The organism is Lactobacillus sp. B4007, assembly GCF_026535895.1.
GTDB lineage: Bacteria > Bacillota > Bacilli > Lactobacillales > Lactobacillaceae > Lactobacillus > Lactobacillus panisapium.
On the sequence record NZ_JAFNPA010000001.1, the window covers coordinates 514,369 to 530,228 of the forward strand.

The window sequence follows — 15,860 nt, forward strand, 5'->3', positions numbered from 1 at the left end:
TTTCTTTATAAGATTTTGTCTAAACCAACAATTAATTCATCCAGATCCATGATTTTAGCTAATGCTACTTTTACTCCTTGCATGAACGAAGAACGGTCAAAAGAATCTTGCCTAATGGTCAGGGCTTCACCAGGTCCACCAAATAAAACTTGTTCATGAGCAACATAGCCCGGTAAACGAACCGCATGAACGGGAACGCCAGCACAATTGGCACCACGTGCTGGATTATCGTCGCAGCTATCAGCTTGGGGCTGTTTTTTACGGCTTTGGGCAATTAATTTAGCAGTGGCGCTTGCTGTACCGGATGGTGCATCAAGTTTATCGGCATGATGCATCTCAATAACTTCTGCATCCGGAAAATACTGAGCTGCTTCTTGAGCAAATTTCATTAATAAAACGGCCGATAGTCCAAAGTTAGGAACAATAATTCCACCCATTTTTTGTTTACGAGCAATTTCTTGTAATTGTTTTATTTGTTCATCAGTTAATCCGCTAGTACCAATGATTGGGCGCATATGATGCTCTAAGGCAAACTTCGTATTAGCGTAAACGGCACTTGGAGTAGTAAAGTCAATCCAAACATCCGCACTAAGATTAATATCTGCTAGTTGCGTAAAGCGAGCTACTGAAGCACTCACTTCACCACTAGTCGTTGCATCTGGTGCCAAAACGCCAACCAATTCACAGTCAGGTAGTTGTGCAATTAAGTGGGCAACCTTTTTTCCCATTGAACCTGTTGCACCAGCAAGTAAAATTTTTTTCATGATTAATTCACTCCTAATTCTTTAGGCAAGCGGTTAAACAAAGCCGTTTCATTTAAGCCAAGATGACGGGCTAACTGTTGTTTTTCTTCCTTATTTAAAGTAACGATTGGCAACCGGCATCCCCCGGCAGCTAATCCTTGTGCATTCAAGACCGCCTTTACCGGTGACGGTGACGGATACATAAATAAAGCCTGCATTTTAGGCACTAATTGTCGTTGTAGCTTACCGGCGAGAGCAATATTGCCCCGAGCTAATTCATCATACATTTGCCGCATAACTTGGCCGTAAATGTGGGAGGCAACTGAAATTACGCCATGTGCCCCAAGCGTCTTGGCAGCTAAAGCCTGCACATCCTCACCCGTATAAACTAAAAAGTCATCTGCAGTGTGCTCGATAATATACTCTAAATCTTCCAGTTCCGTGCATTGCTTGACACCAGCAATTTGCGGATTTTGTGCTAATTCCACAATTGTTTCTTTTGCAATCGTAATTCCTGTTCTGCCGGGAATGTTATAAATCATTAGCGGAATTTGCGCTTTTTTGGCTACAGCCTCAAAATGGGCCTTAATGCCACGCTGGTTAGGCTTGTTGTAATAAGGTGCAACCACTAAAGCTAAATCAATTCCAGGAATTTGACTGACCTCTGCAGTAAATTCCGCGGTTTGTGCCGTGTTATTGCTACCCGTGCCAGCGATGACTGGCACACGGTTATTAACTATCTGTGCAAATTTGGTGTAAAGCTGAATTTTTTCATCATGGGTCATTGTGGCTGTCTCACCAGTTGTGCCGCCAATGACAAATCCCCGGCTGCCCGTTTTGAGCAAATGCTCGGTTAATTCTTCTAAGCCAGGATAATCAACCTCACCTTGTTTATTAAATGGCGTAATGATTGCTGTCATTAAGTCTGCTTGCGTAAAATCCGTCATCTTGTTCTTCCTTTCAATAGAGTTACATGTGCTGCTTAAAGAAACCGACAATTGCATCAATTCCGACTTTAATAGCTTCTTCTTGCGGACTAAAAGTTGCCGAATGAAGCTGTGACTCATCCTGCACGCCTAGCCAAAACATGCTACCCGGAATTTTAGCTAGTAAATAGCCGAAATCTTCTCCCGTCATTGCTGGCTCCGTTTCTTGATAATTAACAGCAGAATCGTTTTTTAAATAGGTAATCAACTGAGCAGTTATCTCTGGATCATTTTCAACTGGCCAATAGCCACCCTGATTAATCTCCAATTTAACTTTTGCTTGAAAACTTTGACCAATACCGGCAGTTACTTCGCGTAAACGTTGTTCAATGCGTTCAATCATCGTTTGCGTTAATCCGCGAATTGTTCCTTCTAAACGTGCATGTCCAGCGATTGCGTTTCTAATCGTCCCCGCCTGGATCTTGCCAATCGTGATCACCCCACCGGCAATTGGATCGATGCTGCGGGAAATAACGGTTTGCACTTGCTCAATTAGAGCTGCCGCAGCCACAACCATGTCATTTGCCCGCTGAGGATAAGCTGCATGCCCATCTTGCCCGTATAAATCGATGTTAACTTCTGCTGCTCCGGCAAATAAAGTGCCATTGCGGCAGCCAATTGTTCCAGTAGGCAAGTCAGGGGTAACGTGAAGGGCAAAAAATTCATCAGGACGCCACTGACCAGTGAAGACCCCTTGCTCGTACGCAAGTTTGCCCCCATTTTTGCTTTCTTCTGCTGGTTGAAAAAAGAACAGCACATTATCTTTTGGCTGGTGCTCACTAAAATAGTTAAGAACACCCAAGGCTACGGTCATATGGATGTCATGACCACAGGCATGCATTTGACCATCATGTTTTGAAGAAAAAGGCAACCCCGTTTTTTCTGTTACCGGTAAGCCGTCAATGTCAGCACGATAGCCAATGGTTTTAGTGGGATTGCTTCCCTTGACTCTGACTAAAATAGCAGTTGGCAATTCAGGCACAGTCTTAATTTCCAAATAGTCTTGCCGAAATTGGTGGATAACCTGTAATAAGTACTTTTGCGTCTGTTTTTCTTCTAGGGCTAATTCCGGTATTTGATGTAAATCACGGCGGATTTGGATTAATTGCTCATTTGTTAGCATTGGCTTACAGCTTTCTTAAATCTTGTTCAATCTTGGTCTTACTTGTGGTTTTTTCATCCCGCTGCTTAATAATTTTAGCTGGGACACCGGCTACCACCGCATTTGCTGGCACATCAGCAGTAACAACTGCTCCGGCAGCAATAACTGCGTTATCACCAACTTGAACTCCTTCTAGGACAACGGCATTGGCGCCAACTAAAACGTTTTGGCCGATTCTAACTGGTTTAGCAGAAGCCGGTTCAACTACACCAGCAATAACCGCTCCCGCACCAACATGAGTATTGGCGCCAATAATTGCGCGCCCACCAAGGACAGCATTCATGTCAATCATGGCATTTTCACCAATTTCCGCTCCAATATTGATTACGGCTCCCATCATAATTACCGCATTAGCACCAATACTTACTTGTTGGCGAATCAATGCACCAGGTTCGATCCGGGCCGAAACATTTTTTAAATCCAATAAGGGAACGGCCGAATTGCGGCTACAATTTTCTACTTGATAATCATTGATCTTAGCTGCATTGGTTCTTAAAAACGGCACTAAATCCGCCCAGTCACCGAAAACCACCCCAACATGATCATTTACAAAGGGTCTTACTTCTACTGGCCAGTCTAATTTTGCCAGGTCACCTTTTACATAAACCTTAACTGGCGTTTTCTTGGGTGCATTGGCAATAAAATCAATTATTTCTGTCGCTGACATATTTTTCATTTGAATTCCTCACTATTCTTGATAAAAACGATCATGACTGACTAAATCTTCATTGGTTTCACGTGTAACAACTTCTTGTGCGTGACCATTTTCTGCAAACACAACAGCTGGCCGAGGCACCCGGTTATAGTTCGATGCCATGCTGTAACCATAAGCACCAGTTGCTAGCATTGCAATTACATCACCTGCTTTGGTCGCTGGCAGCGGAAGTTTTTTGATTAACAAGTCCCCTGATTCACAATAGCGCCCAGCCAAGTGGACTGTTTCGCTAGGTTGAGCAGCGGGATCACGGGCAAGAAGTGCTTCATAATCAGCTTGGTAAAGAGCCGGCCTAATATTGTCACCCATACCGCCATCTACTGCTACATAGGGCATTAATCCGGGAACATCTTTACGTGCGCCAATCGTATACAAACTGTAGCCCGCGGTACCGACGATTGAGCGACCAGGTTCAACCCAAACAGCTGGAACTTTCAGTTGATATTCTTCAGCTAACTGGCGAAGAGTTGTCACAATCTGTTCAACAAAAGTTCCTAAAGCCAATACTTGGTCTTGGGCGGTATAACGAATACCAAAGCCGCCCCCAAGATTTAAGATTTGGGGCTGATAATCATATTTTTTGGCCCATTCACGGACAAGTTGCATTAGTTTTTTAACTTCAAGCTTAAAGCCAGTCGTTTCTAAAATCTGTGAACCAATATGTGCATGAAGACCAATTAAAGTCATCTGTTCACTAGCCTGTACTTGTAAAAAAGCCTGCTCGGCTTGCCCAGATTTGACGTCAAAGCCAAACTTACTGTCTTCTTGACCGGTCTGATCATATTCATGAGTATGTGCCGTAACGCCGGGGGTAATTCTTAACATGACCTGAATATGACTTTTAGTATCAGCAAGAACTTCCTCAAGAAGTTTAATTTCATGAAAGTTATCCAGAATAATTACGCCAACATGATTTTGCACCGCCATTAAAAGTTCTGCCCTAGTTTTGTTATTCCCGTGAAAACTGATTTTGCTACTTGGAAAGCCAGCTTTAAGGGCGGTAAACAATTCACCGCCTGAAACGACATCAATATGGCCGTGTTCTTGATTGACCACCTGATACATCGCAATGGTGGCAAAAGCTTTACTAGCGTAACTGATTGCATAATCGATGTGCTGTTTGGTAAAGGCTTGCTGCAAAGCCCGAAACTGTTGCCGAATTTGAGTAACATCGTAAACTACAACCGGCGTGCCGTATTCACGGGCTAAATCTAGTGCATCAACTCCACCGATCGTTAAGTGTCCTTGATCATTAGTCTCGTAATAATCATCTGCTGGCATCTGGTAACCCTCCGTTTTCTTGAATAAAAAAGGACTCTTTTGTGTGCGCTTAGCATACAAAAGAGTCCTTCAAAAAATTAAAATTAATTATTATCTGGTTCAATTTTGACGAGCGCTCCGCAAATTATTAACTTGCGACAGTCCGTAATCTATTAAATTACGTCCCAGCCAATTAATTACCGCAATAATTAACGCTTCGGCAACCGCCCCTTTCACTGGTTTCTTAGTTTTTGCAGAAACTCCACCAGCTACTCTTGTTGGTCGCGACCTCTTCGATTAATAAAAATCTTATTATTAATCATAGCCGATGTCAACATTTTTTCATAAATAATTCACTTGCCCAATTTAAGTACGCGCTAAATCGCCTTTTCGGTTGCAGATTAAAATTAAAATGTTAAAATGCGTTACTATCAAACTTAAAATAATTTAATCAAGCAGGTGATCGAGAATGAAAGTTGTTAAATTTGGTGGTAGTTCTCTGGCAAACGGAGAACAGTTTCAAAAAGTGCTTAATATTATAAATGCTGATCCAACCAGAAAAGTAATTGTTACTTCAGCACCTGGAAAAAGATTTGAGCAGGATACCAAGGTGACTGACTTATTAATTGACTATGCTAAAAAAACGATCAAGCACCAAGACTGTGCCGCAATCGTTCAACAAATTTGGGCTAGATATAGCGAAATTGCACAATTTTTTGCCTTAAATCCGGACACAATTGCACCTTTACACCAGGAATTGTGCGACTTACCCACAATTTCGTATCCAGACAATGATTTTCTCATGGCTGCATTTAAAGCCCACGGTGAAAAGCTTAACGCTCAGCTGTTAGCCCTTCTTTTACAACAAAAAAATTTTCCGGCGCGCTTTCTCGATCCCCAAGAAGCCGGCTTTTTAGTCAGCAATGTCGCTAATGATGCTCAAGTTCTGGAAGAAACCTACCAAAATCTCTCTCGCTGGCGCGACATACCTGAAATTCTTGTTGTTCCGGGATTTTACGGTGTTACCCCAACTGGCAGCATTGCGACCTTTTCACGGGGTGGTTCAGATATCACCGGCGCAATTTGGGCCCGCGGAACTGCGGCCGACTTGTACGAGAATTTTACTGATGTTAATGCCATTTATGCTGCTGATCCAAGAATTGTGACCAAGCCGCACCCAATCAAAATCATGACCTACCGAGAATTACGGGAATTATCTTATGCCGGGTTTTCGGTTTTCCATGATGAGGCACTAATTCCAGCGATTCAAGGTCAGGTATATATCAACGTGAAAAATACTAACCACCCTGAGCTTCCGGGTACGCTAATTGTTCCCGAAAAGAATTTTCATCCCAAAAATATTATTACCGGTGTCGCAAGCTCCAATCACTTTGCCGCTTTATACTTACATCGATATTTACTTAATAAAGAAACTGGTTTTACGTTAAAATTACTAAAAATATTTTACCAGTTTAATATCTCATATGAACATATGCCATCTGGAATTGACGATTTAACCGTTATTTTTGACAAACGCCAGTTTACTGAAAAACTGCGCCAACAAATGTGTGCCGAAATTAAGCGAGTTCTCCAGCCTGATCAATTAGAATGGATTGATGATTATGCCATCATCATGGTTGTCGGCGAAGGCATGCGTAACAAAATCGGTGCCATGCAAAACATCACTACCCCACTGGCCCAAAGGCACGTTGCAATTCATATGATTAATCAGGGGGCTTCCCGTATTTCAATAATGCTGGGAACTAAAAAAGAGGATGCGGCTGCCGCCGTTACCCAGATTTACCACCAATTTTTCAAATAATTTTCAAGGGAGTTCAAACAAATGGTTTACATGCAAAAAGTTCATGGTTCGCAGAACACTTTTTTCTTACTCGATCAAACACAGTTAAAGCAGGCACTTTCACAAGCAGAATTAGTTCGTCTGGCAAAGCAATTGACCAATTCCAAAACGGGCCTATTGGGTGGAGCAGATGGTCTTTTGGTAGTCAGTGCATCCAGCCACCAAAATGTTCTTGGAAAAATGCAGGTTATTAATGCAGATGGGTCAATTGCTTCCATGTGCGGTAATGGTCTAAGGACCGTTGGGCGCTATTTAGCCGAAAAATATCACCAAAATTCGTTTAAAGTTGAGACCCAGCAAGCGGATCTCAAGGTGAGTGTTGAACCCGACTGGGCAGAGAGCGTCAAAGCGATTAGTGTTGAAATCAGCCCCGTCAGCTTTGCCAAGCAGGATCTGCCTTTTGCCCAGTTAAATTGCAATCAGCTCATTAATCAAGAAGTACCAACTTTTGCCCCGGGCCTAAAATTTACTGCTGTGGCTGTCCCCAACCCGCATTTAATCAGCATTGTTTCTGCGGAAGTTTTAGCCAGTTCCTTATTAGAAAAACTCGGCACCAAGCTCAATCAACCGAACCCATATTTTCCCGATGGCGTGAATGTCAGCTTTGCCCAAGTGATTGATTCACGGCACCTCTTTGTCCGTACTTTTGAACGTGGGGTTGGTTTTACTAATGCTTGTGGCACGGGAATGTCGGCCGCCAGTTTAGTATTTGCACTAACGCACCAGCAGGAAAAAGTTTTTAATCACTTACTCACCGTTTCCAATCCAGGCGGCTTCGTTCAAACTAGAGTACACCAGCAAGAAGATCATTATTGGATTGAGCTCATCGGTAACGCTACAGTCACACATAATATCAATGCTGACGAAAGTTTATTTCACCAGGACTTGCCGGACTTCAGTCTTTTTCAAGTTGAGCAGACCTCAGAAAATGCGGCATATCAAGCTTTTATTTCAAATAATAAATAGTAAGCAAGCTTGCCCTTAAATTAGCAATTTTGTATTTATATAATATATGTTTTGCTTAAAAATGTAGCCTGGCAAAAATAAGTAATTTAGTTAATCATAATCTGGTAAAATAAGTTGAATTATTTTTAGATTTTGATCAAGAAAGTTGTATAAAAATGAAAAAGAAAGCATTAAAGCTAATATTACCCGCCATCCTCGTTTTGCTTAGTTGTGGAAAGCTGGCAGGCGCACCTAAAGTCCAAGCAGCGGTCACAACTGCCAACATTTCTGCTATGTCGCCGAGTAAAAACGCAGCCAATTTCATGGATTTTATTGCCAAAAAGAAATCACTGACATCTGCGCAGAAAAATGAGGCCAAAAAAGCAGCTAAGTTGCTTAGAACAGGTAAGCTTGGCGCTACAGCGGCTCCTTCTTGGTTTACTACAACTGTCAAATTAGGTAGTCCTGATGATGCAACTAGTGCGACTAATATTGCTGCATCCCTTCCCAACTTGACTAGCCTCAACCAAAAAAGGGCTAAGCTTGGTGAGAAGCGGCTAAAGATTTCTCTTATTTCAACCGCAATCTCAATGATTGATAGTGACTACCAAAAGCGTGGCGGACTCGCACATCCGCAATACTATCATTATGCTGGTAACCTAGAAAATCTTGCTGCTGGTGGTAATCCAGTTACTATGTGGCTGGGTGAAAAAGCAAACTGGAAGTGGGATGTTAAGAAAACGCCGAGTCTTGCTCGCTATCAATTTGCACCCAATTGGAGCAATAAGAAATACACGCACGCTGTTCTAGGAACAAATGGTTACAAAACCGCTGGACATTATACTAATGTCGTTAACAAAAATCATCGGGTGATGGGAATGGCTCACATGACGCAAAGCCCTGACTATGGCTATGTTGATGCCTACAATGCCACAAATAAAGGAGCCAAGAGTGCGATTACACTAACTAAATATCGCGCCTTAGTAAAAGAATGGTTAGCTAAAAAAGGATAAAAGCTTTTTAAAGCATTGAACAAAAGTCTGCCAGCTTTGGTAGGCTTTTTTACTAACATTAATTTTAAAAAGGCCTTATCTGCCAGTTTGAGGTGCTTTTCTGGACTTTCTTTTTCTTTTTGATGAAGTACAATGTTTTTAGTAAAGCGATTACATATAAAAGGAGTGCTAGATATGGCAGAACCAGATTATCAAAAATTAGTCAATGATATGCGTAAAGAATTTAAGGAGGGTGATGACAAGCGTGACGCAGGCTTGCCAACCCACATTCCCGAAGTGGAGCGTTTCGATAATATTCCTTATGGCAAGGATCCCAAATATCAGATATTAGATGTTTATTTACCAAGTAAGCGCACCGAGGCTAAATTACCTGTCATCGTCAATATTCACGGGGGCGGCTGGGTTTATGGCACCAAAGAAACATATCAATTTTACTGTATGGCACTGGCTAAAGAGGGTTTTGCCGTTGTAAATGCGAATTATCGGTTAGCTCCTGATGTTGTTTATCCAGGTGAACTTGATGATGTTAATCGCGTTTTTCATTGGGTAGCAAATACTACTAATGCCCAAAAATACCAGTTTGACCTTGATAACGTCTTCATCGTCGGCGATAGTGCTGGCGGTCAAATGGGAGAACAAATTTTAGCAATTTATACCAATGACAATTACCGCAAATACTTTGGTTATGCGTTACCACAACTAACAATTAAGGCGGCTGCACTTAATTGTGGTGCTTATTTCTTAACGGAAATCAATTCAATCGCAGGAGCACCAGAAGCATATTTCCGGCCAGAAATTCGCTTAACTGAACATGAGCAGCTAAACGTTGAACAATTTTTAACAAAAGACTTGCCGCCAATTTACCTAATGACTTGTACGGATGACTTTTTACGCGACAATGCCTATATGCTTTCGGGTTACTTACATGCTAAGGGCATCTTCCATGAAATTCACTTTTACGGTGATGCTGAGCACCGCCGCGAGCATGTTTTCCATGTGAATCAAAGAGATGAGCTAGCTAAAAAATGTAACTTGGATGAATTAAACTTTTTCCGCAAGTATTTAAATTAGAATTTCATCTCGTTGTAAAATAATGGTTGAACTAACAAGGTAGTTCAATCATTTTTTTGACTAAAGGAGGAGTTTCTAGTGCCTGATAAACACGAACTGGTCCAGTTAAATAAACTACCGCTATACATTGAAATTCACCAGCAAAATAATGAGTCAGACGTGGCGCCGCATTGGCACCAAAGTATTGAACTCAGTTTTACCATGCGTGGTCAAATTGCTCATTTTATTATTAACGGTGTCGATCATCATACACATCCAGGCGAGATCTTAGTGATAAATTCCCAAGTTGTTCACAGCGTCCGAAGCAGTACATCCTCTTGCTCGGACTTGATGCTTACCATGCTTTTTCCTTATTCACTGGTTTTACAAGTATTTCCTGAAATGGATCAATATATGATTGACCTTAAACCACTAGCCGAATTATCAGTGGAACAAATCGCTCAATATCACCACTTACAAACTCTACTTAGCCGGATTACCGAGACAAAGTTAGCTAATGACAGCGAATTTCAAAACTTGGAACTAACAATTCTGAGCTATCAGGTGTTAGAAATTTTACTTAAGTATTTTTTACGGACTCGCGACAATAATAGTCAGCTATCAAGCAATCTATTAATTACTGGGCATTTAAGACGAGCATTAGATTTCATTCAGGATCATTATCAAGAACCATTTTCATTGCAGGATATTGCAGATAGCTGCCATTTGGCACGACAATATTTGCAACGAATTTTTCGGCAAAACATGGGCATTACTTTGGGTAAATATATTAGAAATTATCGTGCTCAACGTGCCTATCAAGAATTATGCGGTACTTCTCACACGCTAACAGCCGTTGCCATGAATAATGGCTTTAGTGGTGTCAGATCTTTGAATCGGGCGATGGTCGCTAATTATGGGCAGACCAGTATGCAAATTCGCAAAGGTTCCTCAGCGCCAGATTCAGGCGACTGAAAGCGTTATTTCAAATGGAAAAAGCAAGTATAATATTAACGAAAACGATTTATAGCTGAAGAAATGAGGAGCTAGTATGAAAAAAGTTAATCCAAAATCTGGATTGTTCAAAGTTGCCTTATTATCAATTTCTTTATTATTGATGATAGCGCCACAAATTTCATCGGTATTGCCATTAATGTACTCATCATTCCCAGATGTCTCACGCGCAGCCGTTGAAACTTTAAGTACTATTCCAAATATTGGAATAGTTGTTGGCTTAGTATTAAGCCCATTTTTAATCAAATTATTGGGTACCAAAACAACCGTAATTACGGGTCTTATTATTGCACTTCTAGCCGGAACTTATCCGATGTATGCCACTGGCTATACCCTAATTTTGGTATCACGTTTCTTACTGGGTACAGGAATTGGTCTATTTAATTCCCTTGCAGTTAGCTTATTATCCAAATTCTATGCGGGCGATGAACTATCAACAATGCTGGGTTTCCAAAATTCAATGGGTAGTGTAGGAGCAGCTATTTTTTCATTTTGTGTCGGCATATTAGCAGTTAATGGCTGGCACGCAACCTTCGCTATTTACCTAGCAGCTTTGCCTATTCTACTGTTGTTCGGCTTTGTGGTTAAATTACCTGATCAACAACAAACTGATAGTACTGACCAATCAGCTAACCGGGAAGAAAACAAAATTAATGCCAGCGTGATTGAAATCGCCATCGTTATGTTCTTTATGTATGTTTTCTTTATGCCAATGTCTTTCAAACTACCGCAATTGGCAACAAGCCAGAAAATTGCAAATGTTAGCCAAATTGCTTTCGTTTCAAGTGTAGTTACACTTATTGGAATTCCTGTAGGCATGTGCTACGGCTTTTTGAAAAAGAAACTGCATGATTTGATTCTACCGATCGGTTTGTTTTTACAAGTTGCCGGCTTGCTTGCAATTGCATATGCTGTCAACTTGCCAATGTTATTTGTAGCCGTTATCGTCTTAGGTGCTGGCTTTGGCCTATCAGTTCCTTATATTTTTAACTGGCTGGATGAAGCAGCCCCGAAAAATTCCGTTAACTTTGCTACAACAATTACCCTAGTATTAGTAAACATTGGCTGTGCCGTTTCACCAACTATCATTAACTGGCTTGGTGCCACTTTGGGTTCAGGTACTCCACGTTCTGACATGACAATGGCTGGAATTGGAATGGCAATTTTGTTCTGCTACAGTATTGTGCACTACTTCCAAATTAAAAAACAGCATAAATAAAGCAAAAAACGACATTCTTGTTAGAATGTCGTTTTTAGTTACACATTTACTATAATTATGAACATAAAAACCGTGAGTTAAAGATTTAACTTTAATTGACGGTTTGTTTTTTACCCAAATAATTACTGCTTATTTTTTTGCCACCGTGAAAACCAAAACATCAACAATGGCAAAATGATAAAGCCAAATACCATCATGAATATCGCATACCAATTGACACCAACGACTTTGCCATTTTCAATAATGCCAAACTGTGCTTGCCAATTGTACTTCACTAATAGAAAAATGACTAAAGCAATCGATAAAAGCGGTACGATGATGTCTGTCCAAATGTTCTTTGGCGCTGGTAAAATTGGCTCCTTGTTCTTACCAAAGTAAAAACAAATGACCGCTAGGGGCACAATCATAAAGCCTAGAAACCGCACCATTGCACTCAGTGTAATCAAATTTACCATATTATATTGAAAAGCGAGTGGAACTAAGATTGCTAAAGCCTCAGAAATAAAGAAGGTTCTAACAGGAAAGTTTCTTTTGGTTCTTTTCGTGAGTGAAGAAGGCAACTGATTTTCACGTGCCATCGCTTCTAAAATCCGGGGTGCATTAAAGCTTGAGGCCACATTGATGCCCAGCATTGATACTAATGCTCCCACCAAGATCACATCGCGCAAGATTTCATTATTAAAAATTGCACTGATTGCTACTACCTGTTTAGTCGTCATCAATGCTTTCGGATTTAGCATCAAAGCAACAGCCACTACCCCAATATAAATTGCAGCAATAATAAAAATTGCCAGCGGAATAGCCTTAGGCAGGTTCTTTTCTGGCTCCTGCATATCGTCAGACCCAGAAGCCACCGATTCAAAACCGGTAAAAGCGTAAAAAGCAGAAACAACAGCCATCACGAAACCTGTGGTTGTCAGTGTCGGGACAATTCTGTGGCCATTTTGCGTGATTTGGTCAACCATTGTTAAGTTGTGTGACGCCCCCGTCGTAATCAAAAGTACTACGCCAGCGACAATAATTAGCACTAATGCAAACAACTTTCCTGCTGTCGCGAGGTTCATTACCAACTTGACAAATTTTTGACCAAATAAGTTAATCACTGAAATTATTAACATTAAAACCAAAAAGCCAATGGTTACATTTAATACGCTGTCTGGATTGCCACCGAAGATGGAAATCGTTGACTTAATCACACCTACTGCCATTACTCCCCAAGCAACACTAGCGGAAAAATAGCGCAGAATGCCGACATAAAAGCCGACATTTTCACCAAAAGCAGCCTTTGTGTACGCATACGAAGCACCAGACTTAGTCACATATTTGGCCGCAGCCGAAAATGAAATGGCCAAAATCGCCGCAAAAATTGCTGCAATTAAGTAAACAATCAAAGACTTGCTGCCTGCCTGAGTAACAACACTTCCGGGAGTTAAAAAAATCCCGGAACCAATAATTGAGTTAATTGCTAAAAGTACAATCGACCAAAAGCCTAACTTGTCATTTGCCTTCTCATTTGTGTTCATAATTATCTTCTTTTACTTTGCATTCTCAATAACGAACTTAAACAAATTATTTTGGAATTTAGTATCTGGATTTTTGTGAAGCATTTCTGGATGCCATTGAACAGCCAAAACATTGCCAGCCTTGTTTTCCAAGCCCTCAATAACACCATCACTTGCATGAGCAACTTCAATTAAGTCTGGTGCTACCTTATTAATTAGCTGATGATGGAAAGAGTTTACCATAAATTCTGTCTTGCCTAATGTTTGAGCAAGAACACTTCCCTCTTTTACTTTCATTCCATGCGTTGGCAAATCTGGCGTATGTTGTTGATCATGCTTAAGCGTCTGTTCTTTGCGGTAAGCCACATCTTGATACAGGCTGCCACCATGAGCAACATTAATAATTTGCGCACCCCGACAGATTCCCAACACGGGCTTACCCATTTCTTCGGCCAACTTTAAAAGAAGCATATCAAAATGATCACGAGCGGGCCAAATTTCACCAATATTAGGCTTGAGTTCTTCACCGTATAGATGCGGATCGACATCATGCCCACCAGATAAAATCACCCCTTGAACATGTTCCATTTGTGCTTTAACTACATCATCATTGCCAGTAAACGGAATAACATATGGCACACCACCATTTTGAACCACTGAATCAACGTAATCTTCATTAATATAGCTACGGCGATACCCAAGAAAAAGGCCTTCAGTATCAATCATTTCCGAGCCAGCAATTCCAATAATCGGTTTTGTCATTTTCTTCTCCTACTTTTTTAACTCTAATTTTCTATTTTTATTATAGCAATAAATTTAAGTTTAAAGGGAAAATTTGTTTGCCTCACATGCTTTTTCTGCTATACTCTTTTTTTACAGATAGGCAAGAAAGAAATAATCTAGAATTTAAAACTATGCGTCAGCATGAGCATAAATTTAGTGACCAAGTCAACTGAAAAAGCAGAGGTGAAAGTTAAAAATGAACACAATTACCAAATTTTTTAGGGAACAAAAGATATTATGGCTAATAATGCTAATATTAATTTGTACTAGTATTGCTTGTCATGCTCTTCCAAAAACAGCAGATATTAACTGGGAAACTATTTTCTCGCTTTTTAGTCTAATGCTGGTTACCCAATATCTAATCAAAATTAATGTTTTAGATTATCTCAGCCAGAAAATCATTGATTTAGCCAATACTCATCGCCAAGTTACACAATTGTTAGTTTTATTAGCCAGCTTTTTAGCGATGTTTTTAACTAATGATGTTGCTATTCTCAGTTTGGTGCCACTTTTTTTGGCTATTCATCACCAAATACGTGGTCCGTTTATTTTACCGTTAAGCTTAATCACAATTTCTGCTAACCTAGGTAGTGCATTAACACCTTTTGGCAATCCCCAAAACCTGTATCTATATAATCACTACCACTTGACTCTCAGCAATTTTTTCAAACTATCATTGCCACTAGCCCTTATCAGCCTAATGTTATTAGTTGTGGCAACAATGACCATTCCCAAAACATCCTTGCCTAAGTTAGCCCAGACTAAGCATGCTTTACAACCTATTCAGCTAACAGCAGCAATTATTCTACTTGCTCTTGCATTCGCTGGAGTATTACACTTCATCCAACTAACAATCTCGACAATTGCTATTTTTGTCATTATTTTTCTTGTGGACTGCTCTACTATCGGACAAATTGATTACGGAACTTTACTAACTTTTATTGGTTTTTTCCTAATTGTTGGAATACTTGGTCGTCAAGTAATAATTATTAAAATAATTACCCACTTTTTACACCAGGGAACACAAATTACTTACTGGACTGGGATCATGTTAAGTCAAGTGATCAGTAATGTGCCCGCAACTTTATTGATCGCCAACTTCTCAACAAACATTGCCGCTATCTTTTTTGGCGTAAATGTTGGAGGGCTGGGCACGCCCATTGCCTCATTTGCTAATTTACTGGCCTTGAAACAAGCACAAGTACATGACTGGAAAACAGTTACTGGTTTTTTATTTGTCAACTTTAGTTTTCTGATTGTTTTAGCTTTATTAACACTAATAATATTAAAATAATTAGTTATTTTTACTTGAGTTAATATTTCCTGGGAAATATTAACCGCGGATTTAGTTAACGGATAATAGGTTAGAGTTAATGTCTTAACTCTTGAGTGTTCTCATTAAAAATTAGTTTAGCCAATTTTTCTGTTCCATACTAAGCACCTACTTTTTAATAAAGAAAAACACTGCTAATTAGATTACCTACAATCTAATTAGCAGTGGATAAAAAGCAGTATTAAATAAAATAAGGTTTAGGTAAAATTCAGTCCTCAAGTTCTGAGTTATTAGCAAAATGCTTTACCATCTGCACTAATCTGTTAGCAACAGT

The 15,860-nt window shown here is 40.2% G+C and carries 14 protein-coding genes and 1 riboswitch; of the genes, 7 read left to right on the plus strand and 7 right to left on the minus strand.

What is annotated here, in order from left to right:
• Nucleotides 1-5: 5 nt before the first annotated feature.
• Genes dapB through lysA form a run of 5 tightly spaced genes read right to left on the minus strand, consistent with a single transcriptional unit; the run spans nucleotide 6 to nucleotide 4,887 of the window.
• The gene (dapB, locus tag J3U54_RS02455; RefSeq protein ID WP_103752561.1) at nucleotides 6-767 is read right to left on the minus strand and encodes a 4-hydroxy-tetrahydrodipicolinate reductase; all 762 of its coding nucleotides are present in this window, start codon (nucleotides 765-767) and stop codon (nucleotides 6-8) included.
• Nucleotides 767-1,690 (minus strand): 4-hydroxy-tetrahydrodipicolinate synthase, encoded by a 924-nt coding sequence (gene dapA / locus J3U54_RS02460; RefSeq protein ID WP_228706345.1) that lies wholly within the window; start codon nucleotides 1,688-1,690, stop codon nucleotides 767-769. Before dapA ends, dapB begins: the two co-directional genes overlap by 1 nt.
• A 22-nt stretch (nucleotides 1,691-1,712) precedes the next feature.
• On the minus strand, nucleotides 1,713-2,852 hold the full coding sequence (locus tag J3U54_RS02465) for an N-acetyldiaminopimelate deacetylase (RefSeq protein WP_103752562.1): 1,140 nt from the start codon (nucleotides 2,850-2,852) through the stop codon (nucleotides 1,713-1,715).
• Between the two features lie 4 nt (nucleotides 2,853-2,856).
• Nucleotides 2,857-3,567: a 2,3,4,5-tetrahydropyridine-2,6-dicarboxylate N-acetyltransferase gene (gene dapD, locus J3U54_RS02470; protein ID WP_103752563.1), complete on the minus strand. Its 711-nt coding sequence runs from the start codon at nucleotides 3,565-3,567 to the stop codon at nucleotides 2,857-2,859.
• 12 nt (nucleotides 3,568-3,579) lie between these two features.
• Nucleotides 3,580-4,887: a diaminopimelate decarboxylase gene (gene lysA, locus J3U54_RS02475; RefSeq protein WP_103752705.1), complete on the minus strand. Its 1,308-nt coding sequence runs from the start codon at nucleotides 4,885-4,887 to the stop codon at nucleotides 3,580-3,582.
• 103 nt (nucleotides 4,888-4,990) lie between these two features.
• A riboswitch (Lysine riboswitch) is annotated at nucleotides 4,991-5,168 on the minus strand.
• Between the two features lie 167 nt (nucleotides 5,169-5,335).
• Here lysA and J3U54_RS02480 point away from each other — a divergent pair.
• The 6 genes from J3U54_RS02480 to J3U54_RS02505 all read left to right on the plus strand — a co-directional run bounded on the left by J3U54_RS02480 (nucleotide 5,336) and on the right by J3U54_RS02505 (nucleotide 11,968).
• Nucleotides 5,336-6,688 carry an aspartate kinase gene (locus J3U54_RS02480; RefSeq protein ID WP_103752564.1) on the plus strand — a complete coding sequence of 451 codons (1,353 nt, stop codon included), beginning with the start codon at nucleotides 5,336-5,338 and terminating at the stop codon, nucleotides 6,686-6,688.
• Between the two features lie 21 nt (nucleotides 6,689-6,709).
• Nucleotides 6,710-7,693, plus strand: coding sequence for a diaminopimelate epimerase (dapF, locus tag J3U54_RS02485; protein WP_103752565.1), 984 nt, complete (start codon nucleotides 6,710-6,712; stop codon nucleotides 7,691-7,693).
• 155 nt (nucleotides 7,694-7,848) lie between these two features.
• Complete coding sequence (locus tag J3U54_RS02490; RefSeq protein WP_267384946.1) at nucleotides 7,849-8,685, plus strand: hypothetical protein; 837 nt, start codon at nucleotides 7,849-7,851, stop codon at nucleotides 8,683-8,685.
• Nucleotides 8,686-8,859: 174 nt separating this feature from the next.
• Nucleotides 8,860-9,756 (plus strand): alpha/beta hydrolase, encoded by an 897-nt coding sequence (locus J3U54_RS02495; RefSeq protein WP_267384947.1) that lies wholly within the window; start codon nucleotides 8,860-8,862, stop codon nucleotides 9,754-9,756.
• Between the two features lie 78 nt (nucleotides 9,757-9,834).
• Complete coding sequence (locus J3U54_RS02500) at nucleotides 9,835-10,710, plus strand: AraC family transcriptional regulator (protein ID WP_267384948.1); 876 nt, start codon at nucleotides 9,835-9,837, stop codon at nucleotides 10,708-10,710.
• Between the two features lie 76 nt (nucleotides 10,711-10,786).
• Complete coding sequence (locus J3U54_RS02505) at nucleotides 10,787-11,968, plus strand: MFS transporter (protein WP_267384949.1); 1,182 nt, start codon at nucleotides 10,787-10,789, stop codon at nucleotides 11,966-11,968.
• A 122-nt stretch (nucleotides 11,969-12,090) separates the two neighbouring features.
• Here the strand turns inward: J3U54_RS02505 and J3U54_RS02510 are convergent, their stop codons facing one another.
• Nucleotides 12,091-13,491, minus strand: a complete 1,401-nt coding sequence (locus J3U54_RS02510; RefSeq protein ID WP_103752569.1) for an APC family permease — start codon at nucleotides 13,489-13,491, stop codon at nucleotides 12,091-12,093.
• A gap of 12 nt (nucleotides 13,492-13,503) precedes the next feature.
• Nucleotides 13,504-14,232, minus strand: a complete 729-nt coding sequence (locus J3U54_RS02515) for a gamma-glutamyl-gamma-aminobutyrate hydrolase family protein (RefSeq protein WP_267384950.1) — start codon at nucleotides 14,230-14,232, stop codon at nucleotides 13,504-13,506.
• 217 nt (nucleotides 14,233-14,449) lie between these two features.
• On the opposite strand from J3U54_RS02515, the gene J3U54_RS02520 reads away from it, so the two are divergent.
• Nucleotides 14,450-15,547, plus strand: a complete 1,098-nt coding sequence (locus J3U54_RS02520) for an SLC13 family permease (protein WP_103752571.1) — start codon at nucleotides 14,450-14,452, stop codon at nucleotides 15,545-15,547.
• Nucleotides 15,548-15,860: the final 313 nt, after the last annotated feature.

What these genes read in the sequence shown, in the direction of transcription:
- J3U54_RS02465 (WP_103752562.1), bottom strand. Translation starts at nt 2,852, where the DNA reads ATGCTAACAAATGAGCAATTAATCCAAATCCGCCGTGATTTACATCAA.
- J3U54_RS02480 (WP_103752564.1), top strand. Translation starts at nt 5,336, where the DNA reads ATGAAAGTTGTTAAATTTGGTGGTAGTTCTCTGGCAAACGGAGAACAG.
- J3U54_RS02490 (WP_267384946.1), top strand. Translation starts at nt 7,849, where the DNA reads ATGAAAAAGAAAGCATTAAAGCTAATATTACCCGCCATCCTCGTTTTG.
- J3U54_RS02520 (WP_103752571.1), top strand. Translation starts at nt 14,450, where the DNA reads ATGAACACAATTACCAAATTTTTTAGGGAACAAAAGATATTATGGCTA.
- lysA (WP_103752705.1), bottom strand. Translation starts at nt 4,887, where the DNA reads ATGCCAGCAGATGATTATTACGAGACTAATGATCAAGGACACTTAACG.
- J3U54_RS02505 (WP_267384949.1), top strand. Translation starts at nt 10,787, where the DNA reads ATGAAAAAAGTTAATCCAAAATCTGGATTGTTCAAAGTTGCCTTATTA.
- J3U54_RS02510 (WP_103752569.1), bottom strand. Translation starts at nt 13,491, where the DNA reads ATGAACACAAATGAGAAGGCAAATGACAAGTTAGGCTTTTGGTCGATT.
- dapF (WP_103752565.1), top strand. Translation starts at nt 6,710, where the DNA reads ATGGTTTACATGCAAAAAGTTCATGGTTCGCAGAACACTTTTTTCTTA.
- dapD (WP_103752563.1), bottom strand. Translation starts at nt 3,567, where the DNA reads ATGAAAAATATGTCAGCGACAGAAATAATTGATTTTATTGCCAATGCA.
- J3U54_RS02515 (WP_267384950.1), bottom strand. Translation starts at nt 14,232, where the DNA reads ATGACAAAACCGATTATTGGAATTGCTGGCTCGGAAATGATTGATACT.
- J3U54_RS02495 (WP_267384947.1), top strand. Translation starts at nt 8,860, where the DNA reads ATGGCAGAACCAGATTATCAAAAATTAGTCAATGATATGCGTAAAGAA.
- dapA (WP_228706345.1), bottom strand. Translation starts at nt 1,690, where the DNA reads ATGACGGATTTTACGCAAGCAGACTTAATGACAGCAATCATTACGCCA.